The following is a 23540-nucleotide window of genomic DNA, read 5'->3' as shown; positions in this document are numbered from 1 at the left end:
TTAACCATACAACACCCAAGGGGTTTTGGTGGACTCAAAGAAGTGCATTGAATGTGTAGAGAATGAAAAACAGCTTTCCGAATTAACCAAATTTGCTTGGCGACCATAGCGTTTTGGACCCACCTGATTCCATGCCGAACTCAGAAGTGAAACGAAACAGCGTCGATGGTAGTGTGGGGTCTCCCCATGTGAGAGTAGAACATCGCCAGGCTTTAATTTCTACTTCTTCTTACGAGAAGAAGTCACTCTAGCGCTGATAATAAGCGGACTAGCAGTTTAAAAATAGATCTGCTGATATAGCTCAGGCGGTAGAGCGCATCCTTGGTAAGGATGAGGTCCCCAGTTCGATTCTGGGTATCAGCACCAGTGATTCAATAGCATTAGCTATAAAAATTCACTTGGCGACCATAGCGTTTTGGACCCACCTGATTCCATGCCGAACTCAGAAGTGAAACGAAACAGCGTCGATGGTAGTGTGGGGTCTCCCCATGTGAGAGTAGAACATCGCCAGGTACTCATTTAAAAAGCCTCTGTAGCAATACAGAGGCTTTTTGCTATTTGCTATTTAGTCGCCAGTCATACTCATAACGGATTGTTCCACGATAGGTGGTAAGTTCTGGACGATACAGCGAAAGATGAGCCATCAACTCTGCTTGAGAACCAAAATCATCGGCATACCATTGATAGATGGAAGATAGAATAAGCTGGTCTTTAGTTATCTTGGCACCTTTCTCGCTGTTGATAAATTCATGGGTAGATTTCTCAAGTAATCGATCGATATTCTGCGCCGTAAAGGCTTCACTTTGCAGGTTTGGGCAACCGAGACTAGCACAATTAACGACGTAGTGAATTCTAGGATCTTGCCATATTGGTCTTAAAATTCGATGTTCAATATCATTAAGAGTGAGTTTTTGACTGGCAATTTCTAATAATGGTAGGTTCCAAGGACCAAACCGAAACCATCCTCCGATTTTAGTGATTGATGAGACTGGATAGTGCTCAAGAATGATATTAACGGTTAAGGCGTTGTACAAGTTTATCCAGTAAGCATATTGCTGCTGCTTGTTTAATGTTCTCGGATCCAATCTTGCCAATTGGTTAATATAAGTCTGTAATTTTTCTCGGTCGGAGATTTCTACATTGGCGTAATCGAAAAGGGTGTGCATACCTTGTTGAGAAAGATAGCGATCGAGAAGTTGTTGCCATGCTTGATGAGATACCTCTTGTGTATTAGCTTCATTACTTTGATTCCAGAAATCCCATAATTCTGATTTAGGCGCAGCACTAATCGATAATGACCAGGACAAGGATAAGAGTGATAGTAAAAATTTCATAGGTTCCTTGGTGAAAGTGAAATAAGTAGGATGATGTTGGAAAATAGTGTCGGTGATATTCGAAGATAGCCATGGATATTGAACAATAAAATTAGGGCTGTATGATCAGCCCTAATTTTAGTTGTCGGATTTAAGCTAAAAAATGCGGTATCTTGGCTTCATATTCGGCGATTTTAGCTTCATGTTGCAGCGTTAAACCAATATTGTCTAATCCATTGAGTAAGCAGTGTCGACGAAAATCATCGATTTCAAAGCAGTAGGTTTTGTTGTTGGCGACGACATTGAGCGTTTGCAAATCGACGTCAATCGTTGCTCCTGGTGTGTTCTGAACATAGTGAAACAGCTCCTCTACCTCATGATCGGATAAGCGGACAGGGAGCATCTGATTATTTATTGCATTACCATAAAAAATATCGGCAAAGCTTGTAGCAATGATGACTTTTATCCCGTAATCAGCGAGTGCCCAAGGGGCGTGTTCTCTTGACGAACCACAACCAAAGTTTTCACGTGCGAGTAAGATGCTTGCTCCCTGATAACGAGGTTGATTCATGACAAAATCAGGGTTAGGGGTTAATCCTGCATCATCTAAAAACCGCCAATCATGGAAGAGGTGTTGTCCAAAGCCGATACGATTGACCTTTTGCAAAAACTGCTTTGGGATAATCGCATCAGTATCAATATTGGCTGCATCAAGAGCAACAGCTAAACCAGTGTGTTGTTGAAAACCTGACATATCACTTGCTCCTTATTAGCTAAATTGACGAATGTCGACAAAGTGTCCGGCAATCGCTGCGGCGGCTGCCATCGCAGGGCTGACTAAGTGAGTTCTTCCCGCTCGCCCTTGTCTGCCTTCAAAGTTTCGATTGGATGTCGAAGCACAACGCTCTTCTGGCCCTAAGCGGTCATTATTCATTGCGAGACACATCGAACAGCCGGGTAAACGCCATTCAAACCCTGCATCGAGGAAGATTTTATCGAGACCTTCTGCTTCAGCTTGTGCTTTTACTTGCTCGGAGCCAGGGACTATCAATGCTTGTACATGAGGGGCGACTTTTTTACCTTTTGCAACGGCTGCGGCAGCACGAATGTCTTCGATTCGTGAATTAGTACACGATCCAACAAATACTTTATCGACTTTGTATTCAGATAGTGAGCGGCCTGCTTCTAAGCCCATATAAGCCAGCGCTTTTTCAGCGGATGTTTTTTCGACCGGATCACTAAAGCTCTCTGGTGATGGGATTACCTCATCAACAGCGATAACCTGTCCTGGATTGGTTCCCCAAGTGATTTGTGGTTTTATTTCTGAGGCATCTAAAGTGACGATTGCATCGTATTGTGCATTGTGATCGGTCGTCAGTGTTTTCCAATACTCGACAGCGGCATCAAAATCAGCGCCTTTCGGTGCGAATTTACGTTGTTTAATATAATTAAAGGTTGTTTCATCAGGAGCGATCAGTCCTGCCTTTGCCCCTAATTCAATCGCCATGTTACACACGGTCATGCGTCCTTCCATAGAAAGATCGCGAATTGCTTCACCACAGAATTCTACGACATAACCAGTACCTCCGGCAGCGGTTGTTTTGCCGATGATTGCTAGAACAATATCTTTGGCGGTGATGCCAGGAGCCACTTTACCTCGTACTTCGATTTTCATTGTCTTAGCACGGCCTTGCTTCAAGGTTTGGGTTGCTAATACATGTTCAACTTCAGAGGTACCAATACCAAACGCGAGTGAGCCAAAAGCGCCATGTGTCGCGGTGTGTGAATCCCCACAAACAATCGTCATGCCAGGTAGCGTGATACCAAGTTCTGGGCCCATAACATGGACAATACCTTGATATTTATGGTTTAAATCGTAGAGAGTTACCCCAAATTCAGCGCAGTTTTTTGAGAGGGTTTCCATTTGAATCCGCGCCATTTCCCCTGACGCATTAATATCTTTGGTGGTGGTAGAGACGTTGTGGTCCATGGTCGCGAAGGTTTTGCTGACTTGGCGTACTGGACGACCTTTTTCTCTTAATCCATCAAAGGCTTGTGGTGAGGTTACTTCATGGACCAAATGGCGATCGATGTACAAAATAGGCGTTTCACCGGGGGCGGCAACCACCACATGCGCATCATAAATTTTTTCATATAACGTTTTTGCTGATGACATTGCTTCTTCCTTGAGCTCTTTGAGCTGCATAGTGTGCTCGTATCGTTAACCGAGCACGACTTATTATGAGTGTAAAATATAACCAGCGATTTTATCGCCCATTTCTGAGGTAGAGAGTGCCGGTTTGTTGCCTGCAAGATCCGCTGTCAGTTCTCCGGCGGATAGTGCTTTTGATACGGCATTTTCAATATCTTGTGCTGCTTGTTCTTCACCTAAGCTATAACGTAACATTAATGCAGCAGAAAGAATTTGTGCTACGGGATTGGCAATATTTTTACCGGCAATATCCGGTGCTGATCCACCGGCTGGTTCATAAAGGCCAAAGTTACTCTCATTCAGGCTTGCAGAAGGCAGCATCCCCATTGAACCGGTGATCATTGCACACTCATCGGAGATGATGTCGCCAAAAATATTCGAGCACAACATCACATCAAACTGAGCAGGATCTTTGATAAGTTGCATAGTCGCGTTATCTATATAGAGATGAGAAAGTTCAATATCTGGGTAGTCTTGAGCTACCTGTTCAACCACCTCACGCCATAAAATAGAGCTTTGTAAAACGTTAGCTTTATCTACCGAACAGACTTTTTTACGACGTAAGCGAGCCGATTCAAAAGCAATTTTTGCGATACGTTCGATTTCATAACGATGATAGACTTCAGTATCAAAGGCTTTTTCATTCGCGCCTTCTCCTTCACGTCCTTTTGGTTGTCCAAAATAAATACCGCCAGTCAGCTCACGAACGACCACAATATCAAAGCCTCGCTCAGAAATATCGGCACGCAAAGGTGAAAAGCTCTCTAATCCAGGATGAATTTGTGCAGGGCGCAAATTACAAAATAGCTGGAAATGTTTACGTAAAGGCAGTAATGCACCACGCTCTGGTTGTTCGTTTGGTGGCAGATGCTCCCATTGGGGGCCGCCAACAGAACCAAAAAGTACCGCATCAGCTTCTTCACAGGCATCTAAGGTGCTTTGGGGTAATGGGCATCCATGATTATCAATGGCAATTCCGCCGACATCATGATATTCGCGGCTAAAGGTGAATGAGTACTTTTGTTCAATAGCATCAAGCACTTTTTCGGCTTGTTGCATTACTTCTGGTCCAATTCCATCACCGGGTAAAACAGCAATGCGGTAGTGTTTGTCTGTCATGGTCGTCCTTTATCTATTTGTCTAATTTTTATTGATCTGTGTTTGCGAATCCGTCGTTGCGGGATTTATACCGTGACGACGTTTTTCTTTTGTTTAATTTGGTCAATCTGGTTTGCACGATGAATGCTATTGATCACATGCAGTAGTGCTTGACCTGATGCTTCAACGATATCCGTAGAAACCCCTGTGCCGTGGTATTTTCTATTTTTATAGTTGGCAATAATGTCGGCTTGGCCAAGGCCATCCTCTCCTTCGCCTTTTGCGGTTAAATCGAATTTATCCAAGACGATGTCATAACCTGTGAGACGATAAATACATTGATAGAGCGCATCAACCGGACCATTACCGACGGCGGCTTCGCAATGTTCTTCATCACCACACTTAAGTTTAATTGTGGTGGTGGCCATGACACTGCCAGATTGCACACTAAGATAATTCAACTTATAGAAATCGTCTTCTTCACGTAAATTCGAAAAGTGCATTAAGGCTTCTAAGTCGTAGTCGAATACCTGACCTTTACGATCAGCCAATTTGAGGAAGTCTTCATATAACGCATCTAAATTATACTCATGTTCATGATAGCCCATCGATTCCATATGACTTTTCACGGCCGCCCGACCACTACGACTGGTCAAATTCAGCGCTTGGTTTTTCAAACCAATCGATTCAGGGGTAATGATTTCGTAGGTATTCTTATTTTTTAATACCCCATCTTGATGAATACCCGATGAGTGGCTAAATGCATTCGCTCCAACAATCGCTTTATTGCTTTGGATAGGCATATTACACAGTTGGCTGACTAATTTACTTGTCCGACTGATTTCTTCATGACGAATATTGGTTTTAACGCCTAATAGGTCGTGACGAGTTTTCAATATCATGGCGATTTCTTCAAGGGCACAGTTACCAGCACGTTCACCGATACCATTGATCGTGCCTTCTATCTGCCTTGCACCGGCTTGAACCGCTGCAATCGAGTTGGCAACCGACATGCCTAAGTCATCATGACAATGAACGGAAATTATCGCCTTGTCGATGTTGGGAACACGATTAAATAAGGTTTGAATGATGCCACCAAACTCGCTAGGTACGGTATAGCCAACCGTATCGGGAATATTAATGGTACGTGCTCCAGCATTGATCGCTGCTTCTACCATGCGACAAAGGTTATCTATGGGAGTGCGTCCAGCATCTTCACAGGAAAATTCGACGTCATCGGTATAGTTTCTGGCATGTTTGACGGCTTGCACCGCCATGTCCACCACATCATCGTAACTGCGGCGCAATTTATCTTGTACGTGAATCGTGGATGTTGAAATGAAGGTGTGAATACGAAAAGCGTCGGCGACTTTTAATGCTTCGGCGGCAGCATCGATATCTTTCGCAACGGCACGCGAAAGGGCACAGACTCGGCTATTTTTGATGTGTTTAGCAATGGTTTGGACCGATTCAAAATCACCAGGAGAGGAGACAGGAAATCCGGCTTCGATTATATCAACGCCTAAGCGCTCAAGAGCATAAGCGATTTGTAGCTTTTCTTTGACGGTTAGACTCGCTGATAACGCCTGTTCGCCATCACGTAATGTGGTATCGAAGATAATGACCTGATCACTCATGTTTGCTCCCTGATAGTGTTGTGCCTGTCGGTTTAATTTAGCTAGACTGATGTTCTTGGTGTCTTAGCACTGGATTAAGCCGATGGTTTCTGGTTGACTTCCTGAATATTGATATAAAAAAACCCGCATCTCTGTGCGGGTTCTATGTAATCAGTGTGTTATTTTTCTTCCACAAGCTACCCGCGCGATTGGTTCACGATCAGAAGTAGGCCTAGCAGAAGAGAAATACGTAATATCATTATTAACATTCCACACGATTAAGTTAACAAATTAGTACCGCACTCCACTGAACTCGTCAACCCCTAAATCTATTTTTATTGATTAACGGTGATATTAAGCGATTAGAGTGAGGTCGGTCTGTCATCTATTTTCAAACAAAGGATCACGGTGTTGTCATTTGCCTTACCTATGCTCAATAAACATTGAGTAGATTAAGCAAGGAATAGAGCATGCGCACCATTGAACCACTGATTAAGTTAGATTTAGCTTTATCGACCTATTGTTTACGACATCAAGCGACTTCATCCTTAACGAATGTAAGTAAGGCGGTCTCTCATACGGGAGATGGCCATCTTTATTTAATATTAGGCTTATTGGCTTGGGGGCTTGATAGGAATCATGGTAGTCAATTTCTCATTATTGGTATGGCGGCTTTTGCCATCGAATTACCGGTTTATTGGGTGGTGAAAAATGCGGTTCAGCGACGTAGACCACAAGACTATTCGCCTTGTTTTACCGCCTCTATTACTCCCTCTGATCGTTACAGCTTACCCTCAGGCCACACCGCCGCCGCTTTTTTAATGGCAACATTGATAGGGCAGTTTTACCCGAGCCTTTATCCTGCTGCTCTGATTTGGGCAGGATTGATCGGTAGTTCGCGTATTGTATTAGGCGTTCATTTTTTTACAGATGTCGTCGCTGGTGCGTTGTTGGGGTATGGCTCGGCTGTGATAGCGATGATTATTCTCGAGGGGGCATTATTATGAAAATACTTTATGGTGTCCAAGGAACGGGAAATGGGCATATTGCTCGTGCACGCGCGATGAGCAATGCCTTTAAGCAACGTCATATCGAAGTCGACTTCTTGTTTTCTGGTCGAGATGCCCAACACTATTTTTCGATGGAGTGTTTTGGTCATTATCAGACACGGCATGGTTTGACTTTTATTTCTCAGCGAGGAAAGGTGAGTTACTTAAAGACGCTTTGCGCGAATCGTCTTGGACGATATTACCAAGAGGTAACAAACCTTGATTTAAGTGGCTATGATTTAGTGATCAACGATTTTGAACCAGTGACGGCTTGGGCGGCGAAACAACAAGGGATTACGTCTATTAGCTTAAGTCACCAGAATGCGTTTCGTTATTCAGTACCTATTAAAGGAGCCAGTTGGTTGGACAAATCGATCATGCAGCATTTTTCTCCTGCTAATTATTATCTCGCTTTGCATTGGTACCACTTCAATCAGCCTATTTTGCCGCCGATCATTCATTCGTCAAATCAATCGATTACTAATCAGGGATTTATCTTGGTTTATTTGCCTTTTGAAGACTTGGAACAAGTGTGTGAATTATTGACCCGTTTTACTCACCAATCTTTTATCTGCTATCACCCAGCGATTGAGCAGAGCCTGCAAGTTGATAATCTGCATTTAAAGCCATTGTCTCACCAATCATTTCAGATTGATTTACACCGTTGTTCAGGTGTTATCGCTAATGGTGGGTTTGAATTACCTTCTGAAGCCTTGTCGTTAGGAAAAAAGCTCCTGTTAAAGCCATTAATCGGTCAATTTGAACAACAAAGCAATGTGGCCACTTTAGAGTTGCTTGGACTTGCAGCGAGCATGAACTCATTGGATGCTTTTGTGATCAGTGAATGGCTGAATGAACAAGACATTGAGCGCGTACATTACCCCGATGTGGCGGGGGCAATCGTTGACTGGTTGCTTAACGGAAACTGGGCTTGTCACTCGGAATTATCACAACAGCTTTGGAAGCAAGTCGATTTCCCTAATTATGCCGCGTTAAATTAATTCACTAAATTATTCTTACATCGAATGATATTTGTTGTGTGAATATTAGTTTTTGTTTACGTCTTAAAGTATTCGCGAGGTCAATGTTTTATAAAAAACACCGGAAAATAAACTTTATCTTTTTTTATAAAAAACTAACCAATTGAAATTAAAGGTGGTTTATTTGCTTATGGTAAAATTTACTGACTTTTTCTCAATCCTATTGCTATTAGTTAAATGAATCGTTGATAGTAGGTCTCACCAGAAATTATCTGGGTAATAAATACTTCTGCATTCTTTTTTTGCTTGAGATGGGTTACCACTCATTGCGGTGAAAATTGAGGTAGATGATAATAAAAAAAGAGGCGTACTTTATGCTTAACAAAAAAGATCCAATGAGCGCAATTGCTAGTTACCGTATGGAAAGCACTCTGCGTAGCGTTGATTTAAATTTACTCACTGTGTTCGATGCGGTGATGCAAGAGCAAAATATTACTCGAGCTGCCCATAATTTAGGCATGTCTCAACCTGCAGTGAGCAATGCGGTTGCGCGTTTAAAAGTGATGTTTAATGACGAACTGTTTATGCGCCAAGGACGAGGGATTCAACCCACACCACGTGCTCGTCAGTTATTTGGCCCGATTCGCCAAGCATTACAGTTAATTCGTAATGAATTACCAAGCTCGGTGTTTTCTCCTCTGACCTCGACTCGTTTATTCAAACTAGCGATTTGTAGCCCTTGTGATATTCGTTTTGCACCGCAAATTATGGCGACCATTCATGAGCAAGCGCCTCACGTTCAATTGCATCTTGATGCGGAGTTTGATCGTCAATTAGCTGAGCGCATGCGTTATCAAGAGATTGATTTTGTTATTGACTACGCTCGATTTGATGAACAAGGTTTTTCCAGTACCGAAATATTCCAAGATGAGTTAGTGGTGGTCGCTGCCAAATCTCATCCACGAATTCAAGGATCGATCACTCGTGAGTTACTGGCGAGTGAACAACACGCTAAGCTGTCAAAAGTTCATGGTCAACGCAGTTTTTCTGAGCAGGCATATCGTGAATTAGATTGCCAAGCAAACTACGAAGGAACCAGCTTGAGCAATGTACTTTATGTCGTTGGTCAATCTGAACTTGTGACGATTGCTCCACGTTGGGTCGTTGAACACGCAGCGAATAAAGAGCAGTTGCAAATTCTAGATTTTCCATTTGATCATGCAAGTATCAGCGGTTATTTAAGCTGGCACGAATCAAGTGAAAAAGACAAAGGCCATATTTGGTTACGTGACCAATTAATGATGACTTGTGGCAATGTCGTTGCCTTGTCGTAAATAATATTGGCGTGGCGTGAACTTCAGGTTAGGGAAAGCCTTAACCTGAAGTTCTTTTTGTTTTAAGAGACAATCTTTTCGTAAAAGTTTGATACCGTGCCATTGTCTTTTGAACGGTTAAATGTACACTTGTTCGCTCAAAAAATAGCTTACAAGTGTAAGCCATAGGTAAGAGACATGGTCAATTTAGATTTTCATATCGTTAACTGTATTCGTGAGCAAATTTCGCGCGGTGGCAATCGTATTGCATTACAGCATAAAGTGGATAAAGCGTGGCAGGACATTACTTGGCATCAATTTGGTCAACAAATGGATCAACTGTCCTTAGCATTATTATCGTTAGGTTTGGATGTTCAAGATAAAGTCGCAATTTGTTCCCCCAACATGCCACGATGGACAATTGCCGATTTTGCTGCCTTGCAAGCAAGATTGGTGACGGTGCCGATTTACCCCACCAATACACCAGAGCAGTGTGCTTATATTTTGCACAACGCAGATGCCAAAGTATTATTTGTCGGTGAGCAAGCACAGTATGATGTGGCTCTCGCTATTTTTGAACAATGTGAGACCTTACAATTGATCATCGCCATGAGTGATGACATTGATTTACAGGGTTTTTGCCATGCTTTTACTTGGAGTGATTTTATTGCTCAAGGTTCTACTGCTCAGCAAGCTGAGCTATCGACACGTATCGCAAAGGCTAACTATGATGATCTTTATACCCTAATTTATACATCAGGCACGACCGGACAACCTAAAGGGGTGATGCTTGATTACCGTAACATTGGTGCTCAATTAGAAGGGCATGATCAACGGTTAACTCTTTCTGATCAGGACATCTCTTTGTGTTTCTTACCACTTTCGCATGTCTTTGAGCGCGCGTGGAGTTGTTATGTTCTGTATAAAGGAGCGACCAACGTTTATTTGCAAGAGGTATCTCAAGTCCGTGAGGCATTGAGTGAGGTGCGCCCTACGGTGATGTGTGCTGTACCGCGTTTTTACGAAAAGATTTTCTCTGCTATCCATGAAAAAGTCGCGAAAGCGCCATTTCATCGCAAAGCTTTGTTTACTTGGGCGGTCAACATGGGAGCCAAAATGGCCTTATGTCGTCAAGAGAATCGTCAACCGTCATGGTTGTTAGTGCGTAGCTATCAGCTTGCGGATAAATTGGTGTTGGTTAAGTTAAGAGCTTTATTGGGCGGACGAATCCATTTTATGCCATGTGGTGGCGCAAAATTGGATGAAACGATCGGACGCTTTTTCCATGCGATTGGCATCAATGTCAAATTGGGTTATGGCATGACGGAAACCACTGCCACCGTCTCTTGTTGGAACGATCACCAGTTTAATCCTGATTCTATTGGTATCAGTATGCCGAATGTGCAGCTTAAAATTGGTGAAAATAATGAAATTTTGGTTCGCGGGCCGATGGTGATGCGTGGTTATTACAAAATGCCGCAAGAAACCGCGAATAGTTTTGATGAACAAGGCTTTTTAAAAACTGGTGATGCTGGACATATTGATGAATACGGTAACGTTTTTATTACCGATCGCATTAAAGAGTTAATGAAAACCTCGAATGGTAAATACATTGCACCTCAGCTTGTTGAAGGCACGATAGGCAAAGATCATTTTATTGAACAAATTGCCGTAATCGCTGATACGCGTAAGTTTGTTTCTGCATTGATTGTTCCGTGTTTTGATACACTGGAGAGCTACGCGAAAGAATTAAATATTAAGTATCACGATCGTCTTGAACTGATCAAACATAGCCAAGTGTTGGAAATGTTCGAAAAACGAGTACATGATTTACAACAAGGCTTGGCTAAATTTGAGCAGGTAAAACAGTTTAAACTGCTGCCTAAAGCCTTTTCTATGGATGAAGGTGAATTAACCCCAACCCAGAAACTACGTCGTAAAGTGATTAATGATCGCTATCAACACGAAATTGAAGACATGTATCGTGATAAATCAAAAGAGTAAATTCTCGAACGCTTGTCACGCGATATGATTATCCGTTAAGCCAGAATGTTCTCCGCCCCGATCGCTCGATGACAGGGGCGGAAGTAATGATAGCTTATAGCCACTGTATTTTGATTGACTACGTTTTCTAGTGCTTTAAACCATCTTGCGTGGCGTTCGCGTGTGAGTCTGGATGTATTGCTGCATCAAGAAGAGACCGATGGACTAACGTAACAAAATATTACTCTGTTTTTTATCCCCTTTCTGCCTCTCTACTCTGTGTATGATGATAAATTCAACATTGAGCGCCTTTTATACATTTATTTACCTTATCTTATTGTTTGCTGGCGTTTTATGCCATTAGACCTAATGAAAATAAACCGTTACAGTTGTTGCGTTACCTTAGCACTTGTTATGACCGGTGCGGGACATAGCGGAAAGCGGAAGGCTTCCACATCAGGCTACAAATAAGCCCTAGACTATGTAAAACCAGCTTTATGCACTGACCCGGTGTAGAAGATTGGTCAAGGAGAAGAAAATGGTAGAATTACCCAATAGAGCGATGTTATCTGGCGCTGAAATGGTCGTGCAATCGCTGATAGAAGAAGGGGTGGAGCAGATTTTTGGCTATCCCGGTGGTTCCGTATTAGATATTTACGATGCATTACATCTCAAAGCTGATCAAATTAAGCATGTATTGGTTCGGCACGAACAAGCCGCCACGCACATGGCGGATGGTTATGCTCGAGCCACAGGAAAGACGGGAGTGGTATTGGTCTGCTCTGGACCTGGTGCGACCAATACCATCACCGGTATTGCCACCGCGTATATGGATTCCATTCCAATGATTGTTATCTCTGGTAACGTTGCCACCAATTTAATTGGTAATGATGCTTTTCAGGAGTGTGACATTGTTGGTGTGTCAAGGCCGATTGTAAAACACAGTTTTTTAGTTAAAAAAGCGCAAGATATCCCAGAAACGATCAAAAAAGCGTTTTACATCGCTGCCACTGGACGTCCTGGTCCTGTGGTGATTGATATTCCCAAAGATGTAATGAACCCTTTGGTTAAATTACCCTATCAATACCCAGATTCTATCCATCTACGCTCCTATAACCCAACGACTGCTGGTCATAAAGGGCAGATTAAAAAAGCCTTGAAAGCGCTGCTCGCTGCTAAAAAACCGGTACTGTATATCGGTGGTGGGGCGATCATTTCACAAGCCGATAAACCTATCAGAGCCTTAGCCGAACAGCTCAATCTTCCTGTGGTCAGTACATTGATGGGATTGGGCGCTTTTCCTGGTACCCATAAAAATAGTTTAGGCATGTTGGGTATGCATGGTTTGTATGAAGCCAATATGGCGATGCATCATGCGGATTTAATTTTTGGGGTCGGAGTTCGGTTTGATGATCGTACGACGAATAATTTGGAAAAATATTGTCCTAATGCCAAGATCATGCATATCGATATTGATCCATCTTCTATCTCAAAAAATGTCAAAGTTGATTTACCGATCGTCGGCTCAGCTGAACAAGTTTTAACGACCATGCTCAAATTATTGCACGAGCAAGAAGAAGCTAATGATCATCAAGCATTAGCCTTGTGGTGGCAAGAGATAGAGCAGTGGCGAGAGCGTCAATGTTTACGCTATGAAACTTCTGCCGAACGTATCAAACCTCAGCAAGTGATCGAAAGCTTATTTCGGCTTACCGAAGGCAATGCTTATGTAGCCTCTGATGTTGGTCAGCATCAAATGTTTGCTGCGCTTTACTATCCATTTGATAAGCCGCGTCGCTGGATTAACTCTGGTGGTCTTGGCACGATGGGGTTTGGTTTACCCGCGGCGCTTGGTGTTAAGTTTGCGCTTCCAGAGGAAGAAGTGGTGGTGGTGACGGGTGATGGCAGTATTCAAATGAATATCCAAGAGCTTTCTACCGCATTGCAGTATGGTATTCCGGTCAAGATCATCAACCTCAATAACCGTTTTTTAGGCATGGTCAAACAGTGGCAAGATATTATTTATCAAGGCCGCTACTCTAACTCTTACATGAGTTCAGTCCCTGATTTTGCCGCGATAGCGGAAGCGTATGGCCATGTTGGGATGCGCATTTCATCCCCTGATGAACTGGAATCAGGACTGGCTAAAGCGCTCGCGATGAAAGATCGTTTAGTGTTTGTTGATATTAACGTTGATGAGACCGAGCATGTTTACCCAATGCAAATTAAGGGTGAAGGCATGGATAAAATGTGGTTAAGCAGAACGGAGAGAACCTAAAATGAGATATATCATTTCCTTACTGTTGGAAAACCAGCCTGGTGCGCTTTCTCGTGTGGTTGGCTTGTTCTCTCAGCGTGGTTATAACATTGAAACGTTAAACGTCTCGCCCACGGATGATGCGACATTGTCGCGTTTGAACATCACCGCGAAATCGGATCAGATGCAGTTAGAGCAGATTCAAAAGCAACTGCATAAATTGATCGATGTTTTGAAAGTGCAAGAAGTCTCGGAGTTTGAGCATATCGAGCGTGAATTGATGTTGGTTAAAGTCAAAGCCAGCGGTTTTGCTCGGGCTGAAGTTAAGCGCACGGCTGATATCTTTCGTGGTCAGATTGTTGATGTGACTGCTGCGCAATATACGGTTCAATTAACCGGAACCAGCGATAAATTGGACGCCTTTATCGCGGCGATCACCGAAGTCACGGAAGTGATTGAAGTGGCGCGAAGCGGTGTGGTTGGCATGACTCGTGGCGAGCGAGCGCTGCGCGGTTAAGGCAAGCTAAAAACGAAAAAAACCAGCCTCGGCTGGTTTTTTTCGTTGTATGGTTTGATTAATGAAGAATACGCGCACGAATGGTGCCATCAATAGCCTTAAGCTTGATTAAGGCTTCTTCGGAGCGTGCCGTTTCGACATCGATAACCACATAGCCAATATTGGCGCTAGTTTGTAAATATTGCGCGGCAATATTGATCCCATCTTGGGCAAAAATGGTGTTGATTTGGGTTAGGATACCGGGGCGATTCTCATGGATATGCAATAAACGAGAACAATCACGATGCTGAGGTAGTGATACTTCAGGGAAGTTAACACTCGATAGGGTTGAGCCGTTATCTGAGTATTTGGTGAGCTTACCAGCGACTTCGATACCAATGTTTTCTTGCGCTTCTTGAGTTGAACCGCCAACGTGTGGGGTAAGAAGGACATTATCAAATGCAGTGAGTGGTGACTCAAAGCGTTCTTTGTTTGACGCCGGCTCCGTTGGGAAAACATCAATCGCGGCTCCGGCAATATGGCCAGATTCAAGAGCGCCACACAGTGCCGGAATATCAACCACGGTACCCCGAGCAGCGTTGATAAATATAGCGCCTGGTTTCATGCGGGCGAACTCTTCTACGCCCATCATATTTTTGGTTTCCGGCGTTTCTGGGACATGCAAAGAGATAACATCACACTTATTGAGTAGCTCACTCATGGTATGTACTTGAGTGGCATTGCCCAAAGAGAGTTTATTCTCAATGTCATAGAAATAGACATGCATACCGAGGTTTTCAGCAATAATTCCGAGCTGAGTACCAATATGACCATAACCAATAATCCCTAAGCGTTTACCGCGCGCTTCATAGGAATTGTCGGCACTTTTTTTCCAGATGCCACGATGAGCCAAAGCATTTTTCTCTGGAATACCGCGCAACAACAAGAGGATTTCGCCTAAAACCAATTCGGCCACACTGCGTGTGTTAGAAAAGGGAGCATTAAATACCGGAATACCACGTTGGGCTGCGGCCTTTAAATTAACTTGGTTGGTACCAATACAAAAACAACCGATAGCAACCAGCTTATTAGCGGCGTTAATCACCGACTCGGTGAGATTGGTTCGCGAGCGAATACCGATAAAATGGACGTCTTTGACGGCTTCCAGTAGCTCGGCTTCTTCGAGCGAACCTTTGTGATATTCAATATTGCTGTAACCAGCAGCTTGTAAAACTTCGACGGTTGAAGGGTGTAATCCTTCCAGCAGTAAGATTTTAATTTTATCTTTTTCTAGTGAAACTTTGGCCATGATACTCGTCCTTAAATATGGGAAATGGGCTTATTGAGTGAACCACAAGTATCCCCATTCCGTTTGAAGTCACCGCTTCACGTCGTTGATGATTGCGTGATAAATCGGTCATAGAGCTATTTTTCAAATGGTTTGGGTATCAAACGTCAATTATTGGACTTGTTTTATTCAACGCAAACGTTTTCCTTGTGTGTCTTTGCTCCAATAAACTAACAAATATTTTCCGGTTTGGGTAAGAAAATTACGGAATAAGCGAGAATATTCTTTAATGAAAAGCAATAAAAACGGCACTCAAGGTGCCGTTTGTAATCAAATAACCAAAAAGGTGGTGATTTTCTCAATCTTATTCTTCGATTTTGGCACCTTGCTCAGTTCCCGTGATCACCACATCGGCACCACGATGAGCAAATAAACCATTGGTCACGACACCGGTAATCGAGTTAATTTTATCTTCCAGCGCTTTGGCTTGAGTAATGTGCAGATCGTGCACATCCAAAATAATATTACCGTTATCAGTAATCACCCCTTCACGATAGACAGGTTTTCCGCCCAATTTGCTTAATTCACGGCTAACGTAGCTACGTGCCATTGGGATAACTTCAACTGGCAGTGGAAATTTCCCTAGCACGGGAACGGCTTTGCTGCCATCGACGATACAGATAAATTGTTTAGCAATCGCTGCAACAATTTTTTCTCGCGTTAAGGCCGCACCACCGCCCTTAATCATTTCGCGTTGAGCGTTGATTTCATCAGCCCCATCCACGTAAACATCTAATGCTTCAATGTCATTACAGTCATAAACTTTGATACCAAGTGCTTGGAGTTTTTCTGTTGAAGCCAATGAGCTCGAGACTGCGCCTTGAATATCATCCTTAATAGAGCCTAAGGCATCGATGAAGTGATTAACAGTTGAGCCTGTACCGACACCAACAATACTGCCTTTTTTGACATAGTTAAGTGCAGCCCAGCCGGCGGCTTTTTTCATTTCATCTTGAGTCATGCCTATCTCCTGATTGTGAGTCATTGAATGTTGATTGGTATTGAACAAGTAACCCTGCCAATACATTAACCATAAAGGGGGAATAAGGGCGAGATTATATACTCAAATGGTGTTCAGCTGTACTGAGAGAAGGCAACTATCGAGTCGTTTATGTCTACGCTGATCACGCTTTCCACTGCCAAAGTCGGGTGGGAGTGACGATTTTAGGTAATGGGACATCCCAACTTTCGTGAGGTAATTGCTCTAGATATTGGCAGTCATGCGCAAGACCAATCGGTGTGGCTCCTTGCCCAGTTACAAACCAATTAGCGAGAGTGCGATCATAATATCCTCCGCCCATCCCTAAGCGTTGACCATGAGCATCAAAGGCCACTAACGGGGTGCAAATCAGATCCAGCTGTTTCAGTGGTTGAATCAGCTGTTGATTGAGTCGCGGCTCAAGAATCGCAAAACGATTACGCACCATGGGCGTGGTCGGTTGATAACGTAAAAAAAGAAGGTGACCGGGAGAAAATGGGTGCAATACCGGTAGATAAACATATTTACCTTGGGCCCATAACCGTTCAATCAGAGGTTGAGTATTTAATTCGCCATCAGTAGCCAGATATAGGGCAATATGTTGGCTTGTTTGCGCTTCAGGAAGCTCGATAAAGCGTTGGATTAAGGCTTGACTGGCTTGTTGCTGCTCGGCCTGAGACAGTTGATTGCGTCGTTGACGAATCAATCCACGCAGCTGTTGACGGGTGTGTAACATTAGGAACCCCAGAGTGCCGTTGAGGACTGTGGCCCTTGAACCAGCTGGTTCAAGGCGGATTAGCAATGGCTACCGTAGGCTTCTCGGTACAAGCCGAGCCTGCTCAATAGTGACCAAGTACCAACCCTTATGTGTTGCTTATCGGCTCAGGGACGTACATCCTCTGACAAACACTCCAGGGTAAAACTTGTGCAGATAAAAATAACACTATCCGTGTGGTACTTTATTGAGTACTGCTTGTAGCGATGCAGTCAGCTCTTCCACTCGCTCACTGATTTGTTGCTGTTGTTCATTCTGCTTTTGCCGTTCCGTTTGTAGCTCATAGCAGATATTGAGAGCGGCAATGGTAAGTAGCTTAACCTCATTAGTTACCTTAGTACGTTCAGCCATATCTTTCAATCGTTGATCGAGATCTTGTGCGGCACGTATTAACGATGCTTCTTGTCCAGAGGGACAATTGACACGCGTTGTTTTGCCTAAAATTTCAACGTCAACCGCTTGATTACTCATGATAAGTGAACTCTATTCGCGTAACTAATGATGATTCTATCTGAGCAACCATCGAGGGGCAAACTATAGGTAAAGTGGTCACAAGATTCAAGCTTTTCACGTGGATAAATAGTAATTGGTAAAGCAAACACCGACTTATTAACCAATTTGCGTTAAAGCGAAGCACAAACCCTACACTGAGGATTTTCCCGATGACCTTGAAGTGATAGGATGGCAATTATTTACCATGATGAAGTGACCATGAGCGATACAACGTTTCCCAGTTATAACCAACTAGCCAGCGAACTCCAAGCGGCATCGTTAGCGATAAATCCAGCTGAACTGCATGGTTTGATCGCAGGGATGTTAGCCGGAGGCTTAACTTTGAACGATCAAAGCTGGCAGCCGCTGCTTTTTGATTATACCAATGATGGCATGGGCTGGCCGACGAGCGCATTAGAAAAAGCGAAACAGTTACTGTTAGCGACTCAAGCCGAGCTCGCCAGTGACGATTTTAAGTTAACCTTATTGGTACCGATCACCGATGATACGAATGCCTTATTTCAGTTTGCGGATGGCGTCGCTGATTGGGTTAATCACTTCATTTCTGGACTGGGTTTAATGGCCGTTACGATGTCCGGTTTGTCCTCGCATGCCAAAGAAGCACTGCAAGATTTAGAAGAGATCGCAAAATTAGGTATTGATGAAGAAGATGATCTCGATCAGCAAGCACAGTTACTTGAGCATGTGATTGAACATATCAAAGCGTGTGTGTTTATGTTGTACATCGAGTTCAAAGGAACCGTGAATCCTGATACCAAACCTATTGTGCATTAAGTGAGGAAGCTGTGAGAGAGGTGCAATCTTTTGATGTGATTATTGCTGGTGGTGCAATGGCGGGGTCGACATTGGCGTTAGCGCTGAACGCGTTAAGTCAGCAACCTCTATCGATCGCCATCATCGAACCGTTTCAAACGGACCATCATGCACATCCTGGGTTTGATTCTCGCTCGATTGCATTGGCTCATGGTACGGTAGAATTATTAAAAAGCTGGGGGGTGTGGGATAGCCTATATCCTTTTGCAACACCCATCTCCCAGATCCACGTTTCTGACCGCTCTCATGCTGGGATGGTTAACTTCGATTCCGCGCAGCTTGGTTTAGACGCTTTAGGGTATGTGGTCGAACTGTCTAAAGTCGGTCAACAGTACGCTGAGAAAATTAACGCCTGCGATAATATAACTTACTATTGTCCGCTTAGCGTTGAGCATGTTGAGCGGACGTCAGAACAGGTTAGCGTGACCTTATCTGATCAGCAGATAATTACAGGGAAGTTATTAGTTGCCGCCGATGGTGCGCTGTCGACATCCAGTTCCCAAATAGGATTCGTTCGCCAAGAGCATGATTTTGAACAGGTGGCCTTAATTGCCAATGTACTTTCTGATCAGGCACATCAGGGACGAGCCTTTGAACGTTTTACTTCATCTGGGCCTTTAGCGCTATTACCCATGAGTGACAATCGTTTATCGTTAGTCTGGTGCTTATCTGCCGAGCAAGCTGAACGGATGCAGCATGTCTCAGACAGTGAGTTTCTTACCCAATTACAAGCGACGTTTGGTTGGCGTTTGGGGCGATTTTTACAGGTTGGACAGCGTTCTACTTACCCATTACTCCTACGTTATCATCCCCAGACTATCGCGCATCGATTTGTCACCATTGGTAATGCGGCGCAAACGCTGCATCCGATTGCCGGGCAAGGTTTTAATTTGGGGATCCGAGATATTGCCACACTGGCGCAAGTGCTTAGCGAAGAAGATACCCGGTTGATGGGGGACTATCGCCAATTAGCGACGTTTCGTCAGCGCCGTGAAACGGATCGTCAAGCAACGATTCAATTAACGTCGACATTAGTTCATCTATTTTCTAATGATTGGCTGACATTACGAGTGGGACGTAACCTGGGATTAATGGCGATGGAAATGCTTCCCTTGCTAAAAACCCCCTTGCTCAATCGCACTTTAGGATAAAGGTAATGAATATGATGCAAAGTGTGGATATTGCCATCGTCGGTGGCGGTATGGTTGGGTTAACACTTGCGGCAGCGCTAAAAGATTCCGATTTGAGAATCGCGATCATTGAAAGTAAAGCCCCCGACACTCAGCTTGATGCTTTGCCAGATGTTCGAGTGTCTGCTTTGAGCCGCGCGAGTGAAACGGTATTGAAAAACCTTGGCGTGTGGTCGGGGATCCTCGCTCGTCGAGCGACACCATACTTGGGTATGGAAGTGTGGGAGCAAGATAGCTTCGCTCAGATAGCGTTTTCTGCGCAGCAGATTACCCAGCCCAACCTTGGGCATATTGTTGAAAATAGAGTCATTCAGTTGGCACTGCTGGATGAAGTAAAAAAACAAGCCAATGTCAGTTTATATATGCCAGCCAATTGCCAACAATTGGCTATTGGTGAGAATGAAGCGTGGCTAACTCTCAGTGATGGCCAAGCGTTGACCGCGAAACTGGTCGTGGGGGCGGATGGTGCTCACTCTTGGGTGCGTCGCCAAGTCGATATCCCCTTAACGTATTGGGATTACGGGCATCATGCTTTGGTTGCTAACGTGCGCACTGAACTGGCGCATCAGGCGATGGCTCGACAAATTTTCACTCCCCAAGGGCCGTTAGCCTTTTTGCCGATGAGTGAAGAGCACATGAGTTCGATTGTGTGGTCAACTGAATCGAGTCGTGCGCAGCGATTGATGGCGCTAGATGATCTGGAATTTAATAAAGCACTGACGGTTGAGTTTGACGCTCGTCTTGGGCGATGTGAAGTCGTCGGAATACGACATGTGATTCCTTTGACGGCGCGTTATGCTCGTGATTTTGCTAGACCGCGTATCGCGTTAGTGGGTGATGCGGCGCATACGATTCATCCTCTTGCTGGGCAGGGCGCTAATTTGGGGCTACTTGATGCGGCAAGTTTAGCTGAGCATATACTGATCACTTGGCAGCAAGGATTTGATATTGGCCATCATCGCCATTTACGACCTTACGAACGTTGGCGTAAAGCAGAAGCCGCCAAAATGCTTGCTAGTATGCAAGGTTTTAAAGAATTATTTTCCGGGAGTCATCCGGCTAAGAAATGGCTGCGTGGTATGGGCATGCATTTGGCGGGTCAGCTTCCCGGGGGGAAACAGATGATGATGATGCATGCGCTTGGTTTAAAAGGAGAACTACCTAAAATTGCCCAGTGCTTTAATGCGGATCATCACCGTGATCACAACCCATGTCGCTAGCGGAACGGTTCGCTGAACCAGAGTTTCGTGTGTCGATGACGCATAAAAAAAGGGTTGGCCTTAAAGCCAACCCTTTTTCGATGAATGAGGTAATGAGGGAATTAAGCGTAAGCACAACGTAAGCGACGGATTTCTTGGTTGACCTCATTGACGGTCTGGAAATGTCGTTGTTCAGCACGTTCAGGTAAAATCAGTTTTCCATGGTCAAACTCAAATCGACCGACACCGTAGATATAGATTCTTCCTTTAAAAAGACGACTTACGTGCTTAGCAATCATACTGGGTGTATAGCGCTTAAACAGTCTCATATTTCGATCCTTTCTTTGTTTCCATATTAGTAAGTATAAGTTAAATCACAGAAAAATAGTGTGATGAAGGCAGCTATACTTACTGCATTGACTGACGAGTTTAATAATTTGCCGTACTACCTATCCCGTTTCGGTTGATGATCATTTGGCGATAGGATAGACCATGGTTTAGGTTTCGACAGCAGTAATGATTTTTTGTGGCACCTATTGAGCCAAATGAATATGACAGTAATAAGAATAGCGGAAGAAAATAAAAACGAGTGATAGGTGAGTGATTTTTTTGTAAAAAACGCCCGCAAGGTTGCGGGCTAAATAATCACAGATGCATTACACACAAAGCGAGTTACAGGCAAACCCTGCTAATCACTTTTTACTGACGATGCTACTGAACACTTAATCGGTACTTTGATATCAAGCGAACGGACTGGCCTTCATCAGTAAAATTAGGGTAACTGAAAATTACACCATTAACTATTTATGATTGAAAAGTGATTTAATATTCACATGAATACACTGAATAATTTAGGTGTGATCACACTATTTTGACCATGAATAGCGCTAATCGCGAACAATATCTGCAAATTGAGGTTGGCATAATTTCACTAAGTCATTCAGTGCTAACGCTATCCCAGCATACGCTGAGCCACTGCTGATGGTTACCAGCGTGTGTTGCATTAATGAATAATCAAAAATAATCGGCAGCGATAGGCTCAAGCATAATGGAGTGACGGTCCCTATCGTATAGCCTGTTAACGCTTCAACTTGAGATCGGTCGACACAAGTCATTCTTCGCCAATCCAATATTTTGCGAACTCGCTTAGGGTCGACAGAGCGATCACCTGGTACACAAGCTAAAGCTAAGCGGTTACTCATGTCGCGCAATAAAAGACATTTGACCATTTGACTAGGATGGATGCCGCGCTGACGAGCGGTATCTTCGATGCTGATTGCGGCTGACTGATGGTGCAGTAGCTGATGATCGATTCCTTGTTGCTCTAGATAGCGGATGATTGGGGTTGAAAGTGGTTTAAGCATTATCCAGTGAATAAGGTAAAGGTTGCAGTGTCCAACGTGTCTCTGGCTGAGACTTGATGCGTAACAGAGTATCAGCCTCTAGGTTATTAGGCAGAACGATAAGCCCGATGGCACGCTGATCAGTAAAGGTGTAATGAGCCATGAGCACTCCAGCGCTGCGCCAGTTATCACCAACCGCTCGCTCTAATTCTATGCTTTGATTGGCGTTTAACGGCTGATGGATATCACCGGCGACCAGACATAAAGCCCGTTTGTTGATCCCACGATATTTGGCTCGTGCTACGGTTTCTTGCCCGGTATAGCAACCTTTATTAAAACTGATGCCACCTAAAGCCTGTAAGTTTAACGCTTGCGGGATATGTTCATTTTGCTGGTCTTGAGTGACGATCGGCAGTGCTTCTTGAATCTCAAAACGAGTCCAGATCTCTGAGTTGACCCGTTGGGCCGGCATGCTTTCCAGTAAGGCTTCTACAGAATCCGGCTTAACTAACAGTAACCAACGTTGAGCACTGATTTTTACCGCTGTACCTTGCTCTAAAACGCGTACGTCATCGCGACAATCATTGAATTGGTTGAGCCACAGCTCAGCTTGTTTCCCGATCAGGCCTAAAGCGATATCTTGGCTTTGCTCGATGGTCACTTTAGAAAAAATCGCGTACTTTTTGAGTTCTCGTAATTCGACGTCAACCGCTGAAGCGGGTTGGAACATGGCGTAGCCATCTCGATGATGAAATAAACGAAAAGCGCTCCATACTTTGCCTTTCGCGTCGCAGTGGGCGCCGTAAACCATTTGTTGTGCAGGTAATGCAACCACATTACAGGTGAGCTGTCCTTGTAAGTAAGGTTTACTGTCGATGCCTGAAACGTAGATGGCGGCCCATTGTTCGAGATGGGTCACCATCAATTCAGGCAATCGATCGTTGGCGGTCACTAAAAGAGGGGTAAATGTATTTTTCCAGCTCATATCCTTCACCTAACTGAAATGATTTTCACTATGTTAATCTGGATCAAGTTTTTTGTCAGCTTGAATAGGGACTGTGAC

General features: G+C 43.9%; 21 protein-coding genes, 1 tRNA gene, 2 rRNA genes and 1 other RNA gene. 12 read left to right on the top strand and 13 right to left on the bottom strand.

The window, feature by feature from the left end; all coding sequences use genetic code 11:
- Nucleotides 1-95: 95 nt before the first annotated feature.
- The 3 genes from rrf (FKQ60_RS08790) (at nucleotide 96) to rrf (FKQ60_RS08780) (ending at nucleotide 513) form a co-directional block, all read left to right on the top strand.
- Nucleotides 96-211 (top strand): 5S ribosomal RNA (rrf, locus tag FKQ60_RS08790).
- Nucleotides 212-290: 79 nt separating this feature from the next.
- Nucleotides 291-366, top strand: a tRNA-Thr gene (locus FKQ60_RS08785).
- 31 nt (nucleotides 367-397) lie between these two features.
- Nucleotides 398-513, top strand: a 5S ribosomal RNA gene (gene rrf / locus FKQ60_RS08780).
- Nucleotides 514-554: 41 nt separating this feature from the next.
- On the opposite strand, the gene FKQ60_RS08775 is transcribed toward rrf (FKQ60_RS08780), so the two are convergent.
- The 5 genes from FKQ60_RS08775 to leuA form a co-directional block, all read right to left on the bottom strand.
- Nucleotides 555-1334 carry a DUF547 domain-containing protein gene (locus FKQ60_RS08775; protein WP_154170093.1) on the bottom strand — a complete coding sequence of 260 codons (780 nt, stop codon included), beginning with the start codon at nucleotides 1332-1334 and terminating at the stop codon, nucleotides 555-557.
- Nucleotides 1335-1464: 130 nt separating this feature from the next.
- Nucleotides 1465-2067 (bottom strand): 3-isopropylmalate dehydratase small subunit, encoded by a 603-nt coding sequence (gene leuD / locus FKQ60_RS08770; RefSeq protein WP_170905003.1) that lies wholly within the window; start codon nucleotides 2065-2067, stop codon nucleotides 1465-1467.
- A 15-nt stretch (nucleotides 2068-2082) separates the two neighbouring features.
- Entirely contained in the window at nucleotides 2083-3489 is a 1407-nt protein-coding gene (leuC, locus tag FKQ60_RS08765) for a 3-isopropylmalate dehydratase large subunit (RefSeq protein WP_170905002.1), read from the bottom strand.
- A 63-nt stretch (nucleotides 3490-3552) separates the two neighbouring features.
- Complete coding sequence (gene leuB / locus FKQ60_RS08760; protein WP_154170099.1) at nucleotides 3553-4644, bottom strand: 3-isopropylmalate dehydrogenase; 1092 nt, start codon at nucleotides 4642-4644, stop codon at nucleotides 3553-3555.
- A gap of 65 nt (nucleotides 4645-4709) precedes the next feature.
- Nucleotides 4710-6260, bottom strand: coding sequence for a 2-isopropylmalate synthase (gene leuA / locus FKQ60_RS08755; RefSeq protein ID WP_004394354.1), 1551 nt, complete (start codon nucleotides 6258-6260; stop codon nucleotides 4710-4712).
- Between the two features lie 449 nt (nucleotides 6261-6709).
- Between leuA and FKQ60_RS08750 the strand changes: the two genes are divergently transcribed.
- The 6 genes from FKQ60_RS08750 to ilvN all read left to right on the top strand — a co-directional run bounded on the left by FKQ60_RS08750 (nucleotide 6710) and on the right by ilvN (nucleotide 14338).
- The gene (locus FKQ60_RS08750; protein WP_158138906.1) at nucleotides 6710-7246 is read left to right on the top strand and encodes a phosphatase PAP2 family protein; all 537 of its coding nucleotides are present in this window, start codon (nucleotides 6710-6712) and stop codon (nucleotides 7244-7246) included.
- Nucleotides 7243-8289, top strand: a complete 1047-nt coding sequence (locus FKQ60_RS08745) for an MJ1255/VC2487 family glycosyltransferase (protein WP_154170103.1) — start codon at nucleotides 7243-7245, stop codon at nucleotides 8287-8289. The genes FKQ60_RS08750 and FKQ60_RS08745 overlap by 4 nt, the downstream gene beginning before the upstream one ends.
- A gap of 353 nt (nucleotides 8290-8642) precedes the next feature.
- A complete protein-coding gene (gene leuO, locus FKQ60_RS08740; RefSeq protein WP_004394352.1) occupies nucleotides 8643-9602 on the top strand; it encodes a transcriptional regulator LeuO in 960 nt (319 codons plus the stop codon).
- A gap of 177 nt (nucleotides 9603-9779) precedes the next feature.
- The gene (locus FKQ60_RS08735) at nucleotides 9780-11585 is read left to right on the top strand and encodes a long-chain fatty acid--CoA ligase (protein WP_170906309.1); all 1806 of its coding nucleotides are present in this window, start codon (nucleotides 9780-9782) and stop codon (nucleotides 11583-11585) included.
- A gap of 517 nt (nucleotides 11586-12102) precedes the next feature.
- Nucleotides 12103-13842, top strand: coding sequence for an acetolactate synthase 3 large subunit (locus FKQ60_RS08730; protein WP_154170105.1), 1740 nt, complete (start codon nucleotides 12103-12105; stop codon nucleotides 13840-13842).
- Nucleotide 13843: 1 nt separating this feature from the next.
- Nucleotides 13844-14338 (top strand): acetolactate synthase small subunit, encoded by a 495-nt coding sequence (ilvN, locus tag FKQ60_RS08725; RefSeq protein WP_170906308.1) that lies wholly within the window; start codon nucleotides 13844-13846, stop codon nucleotides 14336-14338.
- 58 nt (nucleotides 14339-14396) lie between these two features.
- Here ilvN and serA read toward each other — a convergent pair whose 3' ends face one another.
- The 5 genes from serA to zapA form a co-directional block, all read right to left on the bottom strand.
- A complete protein-coding gene (gene serA / locus FKQ60_RS08720; RefSeq protein ID WP_004394348.1) occupies nucleotides 14397-15626 on the bottom strand; it encodes a phosphoglycerate dehydrogenase in 1230 nt (409 codons plus the stop codon).
- Nucleotides 15627-15969: 343 nt separating this feature from the next.
- Nucleotides 15970-16626 carry a ribose-5-phosphate isomerase RpiA gene (gene rpiA, locus FKQ60_RS08715; RefSeq protein WP_004394347.1) on the bottom strand — a complete coding sequence of 219 codons (657 nt, stop codon included), beginning with the start codon at nucleotides 16624-16626 and terminating at the stop codon, nucleotides 15970-15972.
- A 163-nt stretch (nucleotides 16627-16789) separates the two neighbouring features.
- The gene (locus FKQ60_RS08710; RefSeq protein WP_154170107.1) at nucleotides 16790-17380 is read right to left on the bottom strand and encodes a 5-formyltetrahydrofolate cyclo-ligase; all 591 of its coding nucleotides are present in this window, start codon (nucleotides 17378-17380) and stop codon (nucleotides 16790-16792) included.
- Nucleotide 17381: 1 nt separating this feature from the next.
- Nucleotides 17382-17565: non-coding RNA, 6S RNA (ssrS, locus tag FKQ60_RS08705), on the bottom strand.
- A gap of 22 nt (nucleotides 17566-17587) precedes the next feature.
- Entirely contained in the window at nucleotides 17588-17890 is a 303-nt protein-coding gene (gene zapA, locus FKQ60_RS08700; protein WP_040903846.1) for a cell division protein ZapA, read from the bottom strand.
- A gap of 240 nt (nucleotides 17891-18130) precedes the next feature.
- Between zapA and FKQ60_RS08695 the strand changes: the two genes are divergently transcribed.
- The 3 genes from FKQ60_RS08695 to FKQ60_RS08685 are packed head-to-tail and all read left to right on the top strand — an operon-like array spanning nucleotide 18131 to nucleotide 21155.
- Nucleotides 18131-18706, top strand: a complete 576-nt coding sequence (locus tag FKQ60_RS08695) for a YecA family protein (RefSeq protein ID WP_154170733.1) — start codon at nucleotides 18131-18133, stop codon at nucleotides 18704-18706.
- A gap of 11 nt (nucleotides 18707-18717) precedes the next feature.
- Nucleotides 18718-19896: a 2-octaprenyl-6-methoxyphenyl hydroxylase gene (gene ubiH / locus FKQ60_RS08690; RefSeq protein ID WP_154170109.1), complete on the top strand. Its 1179-nt coding sequence runs from the start codon at nucleotides 18718-18720 to the stop codon at nucleotides 19894-19896.
- Between the two features lie 11 nt (nucleotides 19897-19907).
- The gene (locus FKQ60_RS08685; RefSeq protein WP_154170734.1) at nucleotides 19908-21155 is read left to right on the top strand and encodes an FAD-dependent 2-octaprenylphenol hydroxylase; all 1248 of its coding nucleotides are present in this window, start codon (nucleotides 19908-19910) and stop codon (nucleotides 21153-21155) included.
- 101 nt (nucleotides 21156-21256) lie between these two features.
- Here FKQ60_RS08685 and FKQ60_RS08680 read toward each other — a convergent pair whose 3' ends face one another.
- From FKQ60_RS08680 to ygfZ, 3 genes are all read right to left on the bottom strand, one after another.
- Nucleotides 21257-21463, bottom strand: coding sequence for a DUF1107 domain-containing protein (locus FKQ60_RS08680; protein ID WP_040903845.1), 207 nt, complete (start codon nucleotides 21461-21463; stop codon nucleotides 21257-21259).
- A 558-nt stretch (nucleotides 21464-22021) separates the two neighbouring features.
- Entirely contained in the window at nucleotides 22022-22498 is a 477-nt protein-coding gene (locus FKQ60_RS08675) for a YbaK/EbsC family protein (RefSeq protein WP_170906307.1), read from the bottom strand.
- The gene (gene ygfZ / locus FKQ60_RS08670; RefSeq protein WP_170906306.1) at nucleotides 22491-23462 is read right to left on the bottom strand and encodes a tRNA-modifying protein YgfZ; all 972 of its coding nucleotides are present in this window, start codon (nucleotides 23460-23462) and stop codon (nucleotides 22491-22493) included. Before ygfZ ends, FKQ60_RS08675 begins: the two co-directional genes overlap by 8 nt.
- Nucleotides 23463-23540 lie beyond the last annotated feature (78 nt).

Source organism: Vibrio sp. A11 (assembly GCF_013048705.1).
GTDB lineage: Bacteria > Pseudomonadota > Gammaproteobacteria > Enterobacterales > Vibrionaceae > Vibrio > Vibrio metschnikovii.
This window is presented reverse-complemented; position numbering and strand designations above follow the sequence as displayed.

What these genes read in the sequence shown, in the direction of transcription:
- FKQ60_RS08775 (WP_154170093.1), bottom strand. Translation starts at nt 1,334, where the DNA reads ATGAAATTTTTACTATCACTCTTATCCTTGTCCTGGTCATTATCGATT.
- leuD (WP_170905003.1), bottom strand. Translation starts at nt 2,067, where the DNA reads ATGTCAGGTTTTCAACAACACACTGGTTTAGCTGTTGCTCTTGATGCA.
- leuC (WP_170905002.1), bottom strand. Translation starts at nt 3,489, where the DNA reads ATGTCATCAGCAAAAACGTTATATGAAAAAATTTATGATGCGCATGTG.
- leuB (WP_154170099.1), bottom strand. Translation starts at nt 4,644, where the DNA reads ATGACAGACAAACACTACCGCATTGCTGTTTTACCCGGTGATGGAATT.
- leuA (WP_004394354.1), bottom strand. Translation starts at nt 6,260, where the DNA reads ATGAGTGATCAGGTCATTATCTTCGATACCACATTACGTGATGGCGAA.
- FKQ60_RS08750 (WP_158138906.1), top strand. Translation starts at nt 6,710, where the DNA reads ATGCGCACCATTGAACCACTGATTAAGTTAGATTTAGCTTTATCGACC.
- FKQ60_RS08745 (WP_154170103.1), top strand. Translation starts at nt 7,243, where the DNA reads ATGAAAATACTTTATGGTGTCCAAGGAACGGGAAATGGGCATATTGCT.
- leuO (WP_004394352.1), top strand. Translation starts at nt 8,643, where the DNA reads ATGCTTAACAAAAAAGATCCAATGAGCGCAATTGCTAGTTACCGTATG.
- FKQ60_RS08735 (WP_170906309.1), top strand. Translation starts at nt 9,780, where the DNA reads ATGGTCAATTTAGATTTTCATATCGTTAACTGTATTCGTGAGCAAATT.
- FKQ60_RS08730 (WP_154170105.1), top strand. Translation starts at nt 12,103, where the DNA reads ATGGTAGAATTACCCAATAGAGCGATGTTATCTGGCGCTGAAATGGTC.
- ilvN (WP_170906308.1), top strand. Translation starts at nt 13,844, where the DNA reads ATGAGATATATCATTTCCTTACTGTTGGAAAACCAGCCTGGTGCGCTT.
- serA (WP_004394348.1), bottom strand. Translation starts at nt 15,626, where the DNA reads ATGGCCAAAGTTTCACTAGAAAAAGATAAAATTAAAATCTTACTGCTG.
- rpiA (WP_004394347.1), bottom strand. Translation starts at nt 16,626, where the DNA reads ATGACTCAAGATGAAATGAAAAAAGCCGCCGGCTGGGCTGCACTTAAC.
- FKQ60_RS08710 (WP_154170107.1), bottom strand. Translation starts at nt 17,380, where the DNA reads ATGTTACACACCCGTCAACAGCTGCGTGGATTGATTCGTCAACGACGC.
- zapA (WP_040903846.1), bottom strand. Translation starts at nt 17,890, where the DNA reads ATGAGTAATCAAGCGGTTGACGTTGAAATTTTAGGCAAAACAACGCGT.
- FKQ60_RS08695 (WP_154170733.1), top strand. Translation starts at nt 18,131, where the DNA reads ATGAGCGATACAACGTTTCCCAGTTATAACCAACTAGCCAGCGAACTC.
- FKQ60_RS08685 (WP_154170734.1), top strand. Translation starts at nt 19,908, where the DNA reads ATGATGCAAAGTGTGGATATTGCCATCGTCGGTGGCGGTATGGTTGGG.
- FKQ60_RS08680 (WP_040903845.1), bottom strand. Translation starts at nt 21,463, where the DNA reads ATGAGACTGTTTAAGCGCTATACACCCAGTATGATTGCTAAGCACGTA.
- FKQ60_RS08675 (WP_170906307.1), bottom strand. Translation starts at nt 22,498, where the DNA reads ATGCTTAAACCACTTTCAACCCCAATCATCCGCTATCTAGAGCAACAA.
- ygfZ (WP_170906306.1), bottom strand. Translation starts at nt 23,462, where the DNA reads ATGAGCTGGAAAAATACATTTACCCCTCTTTTAGTGACCGCCAACGAT.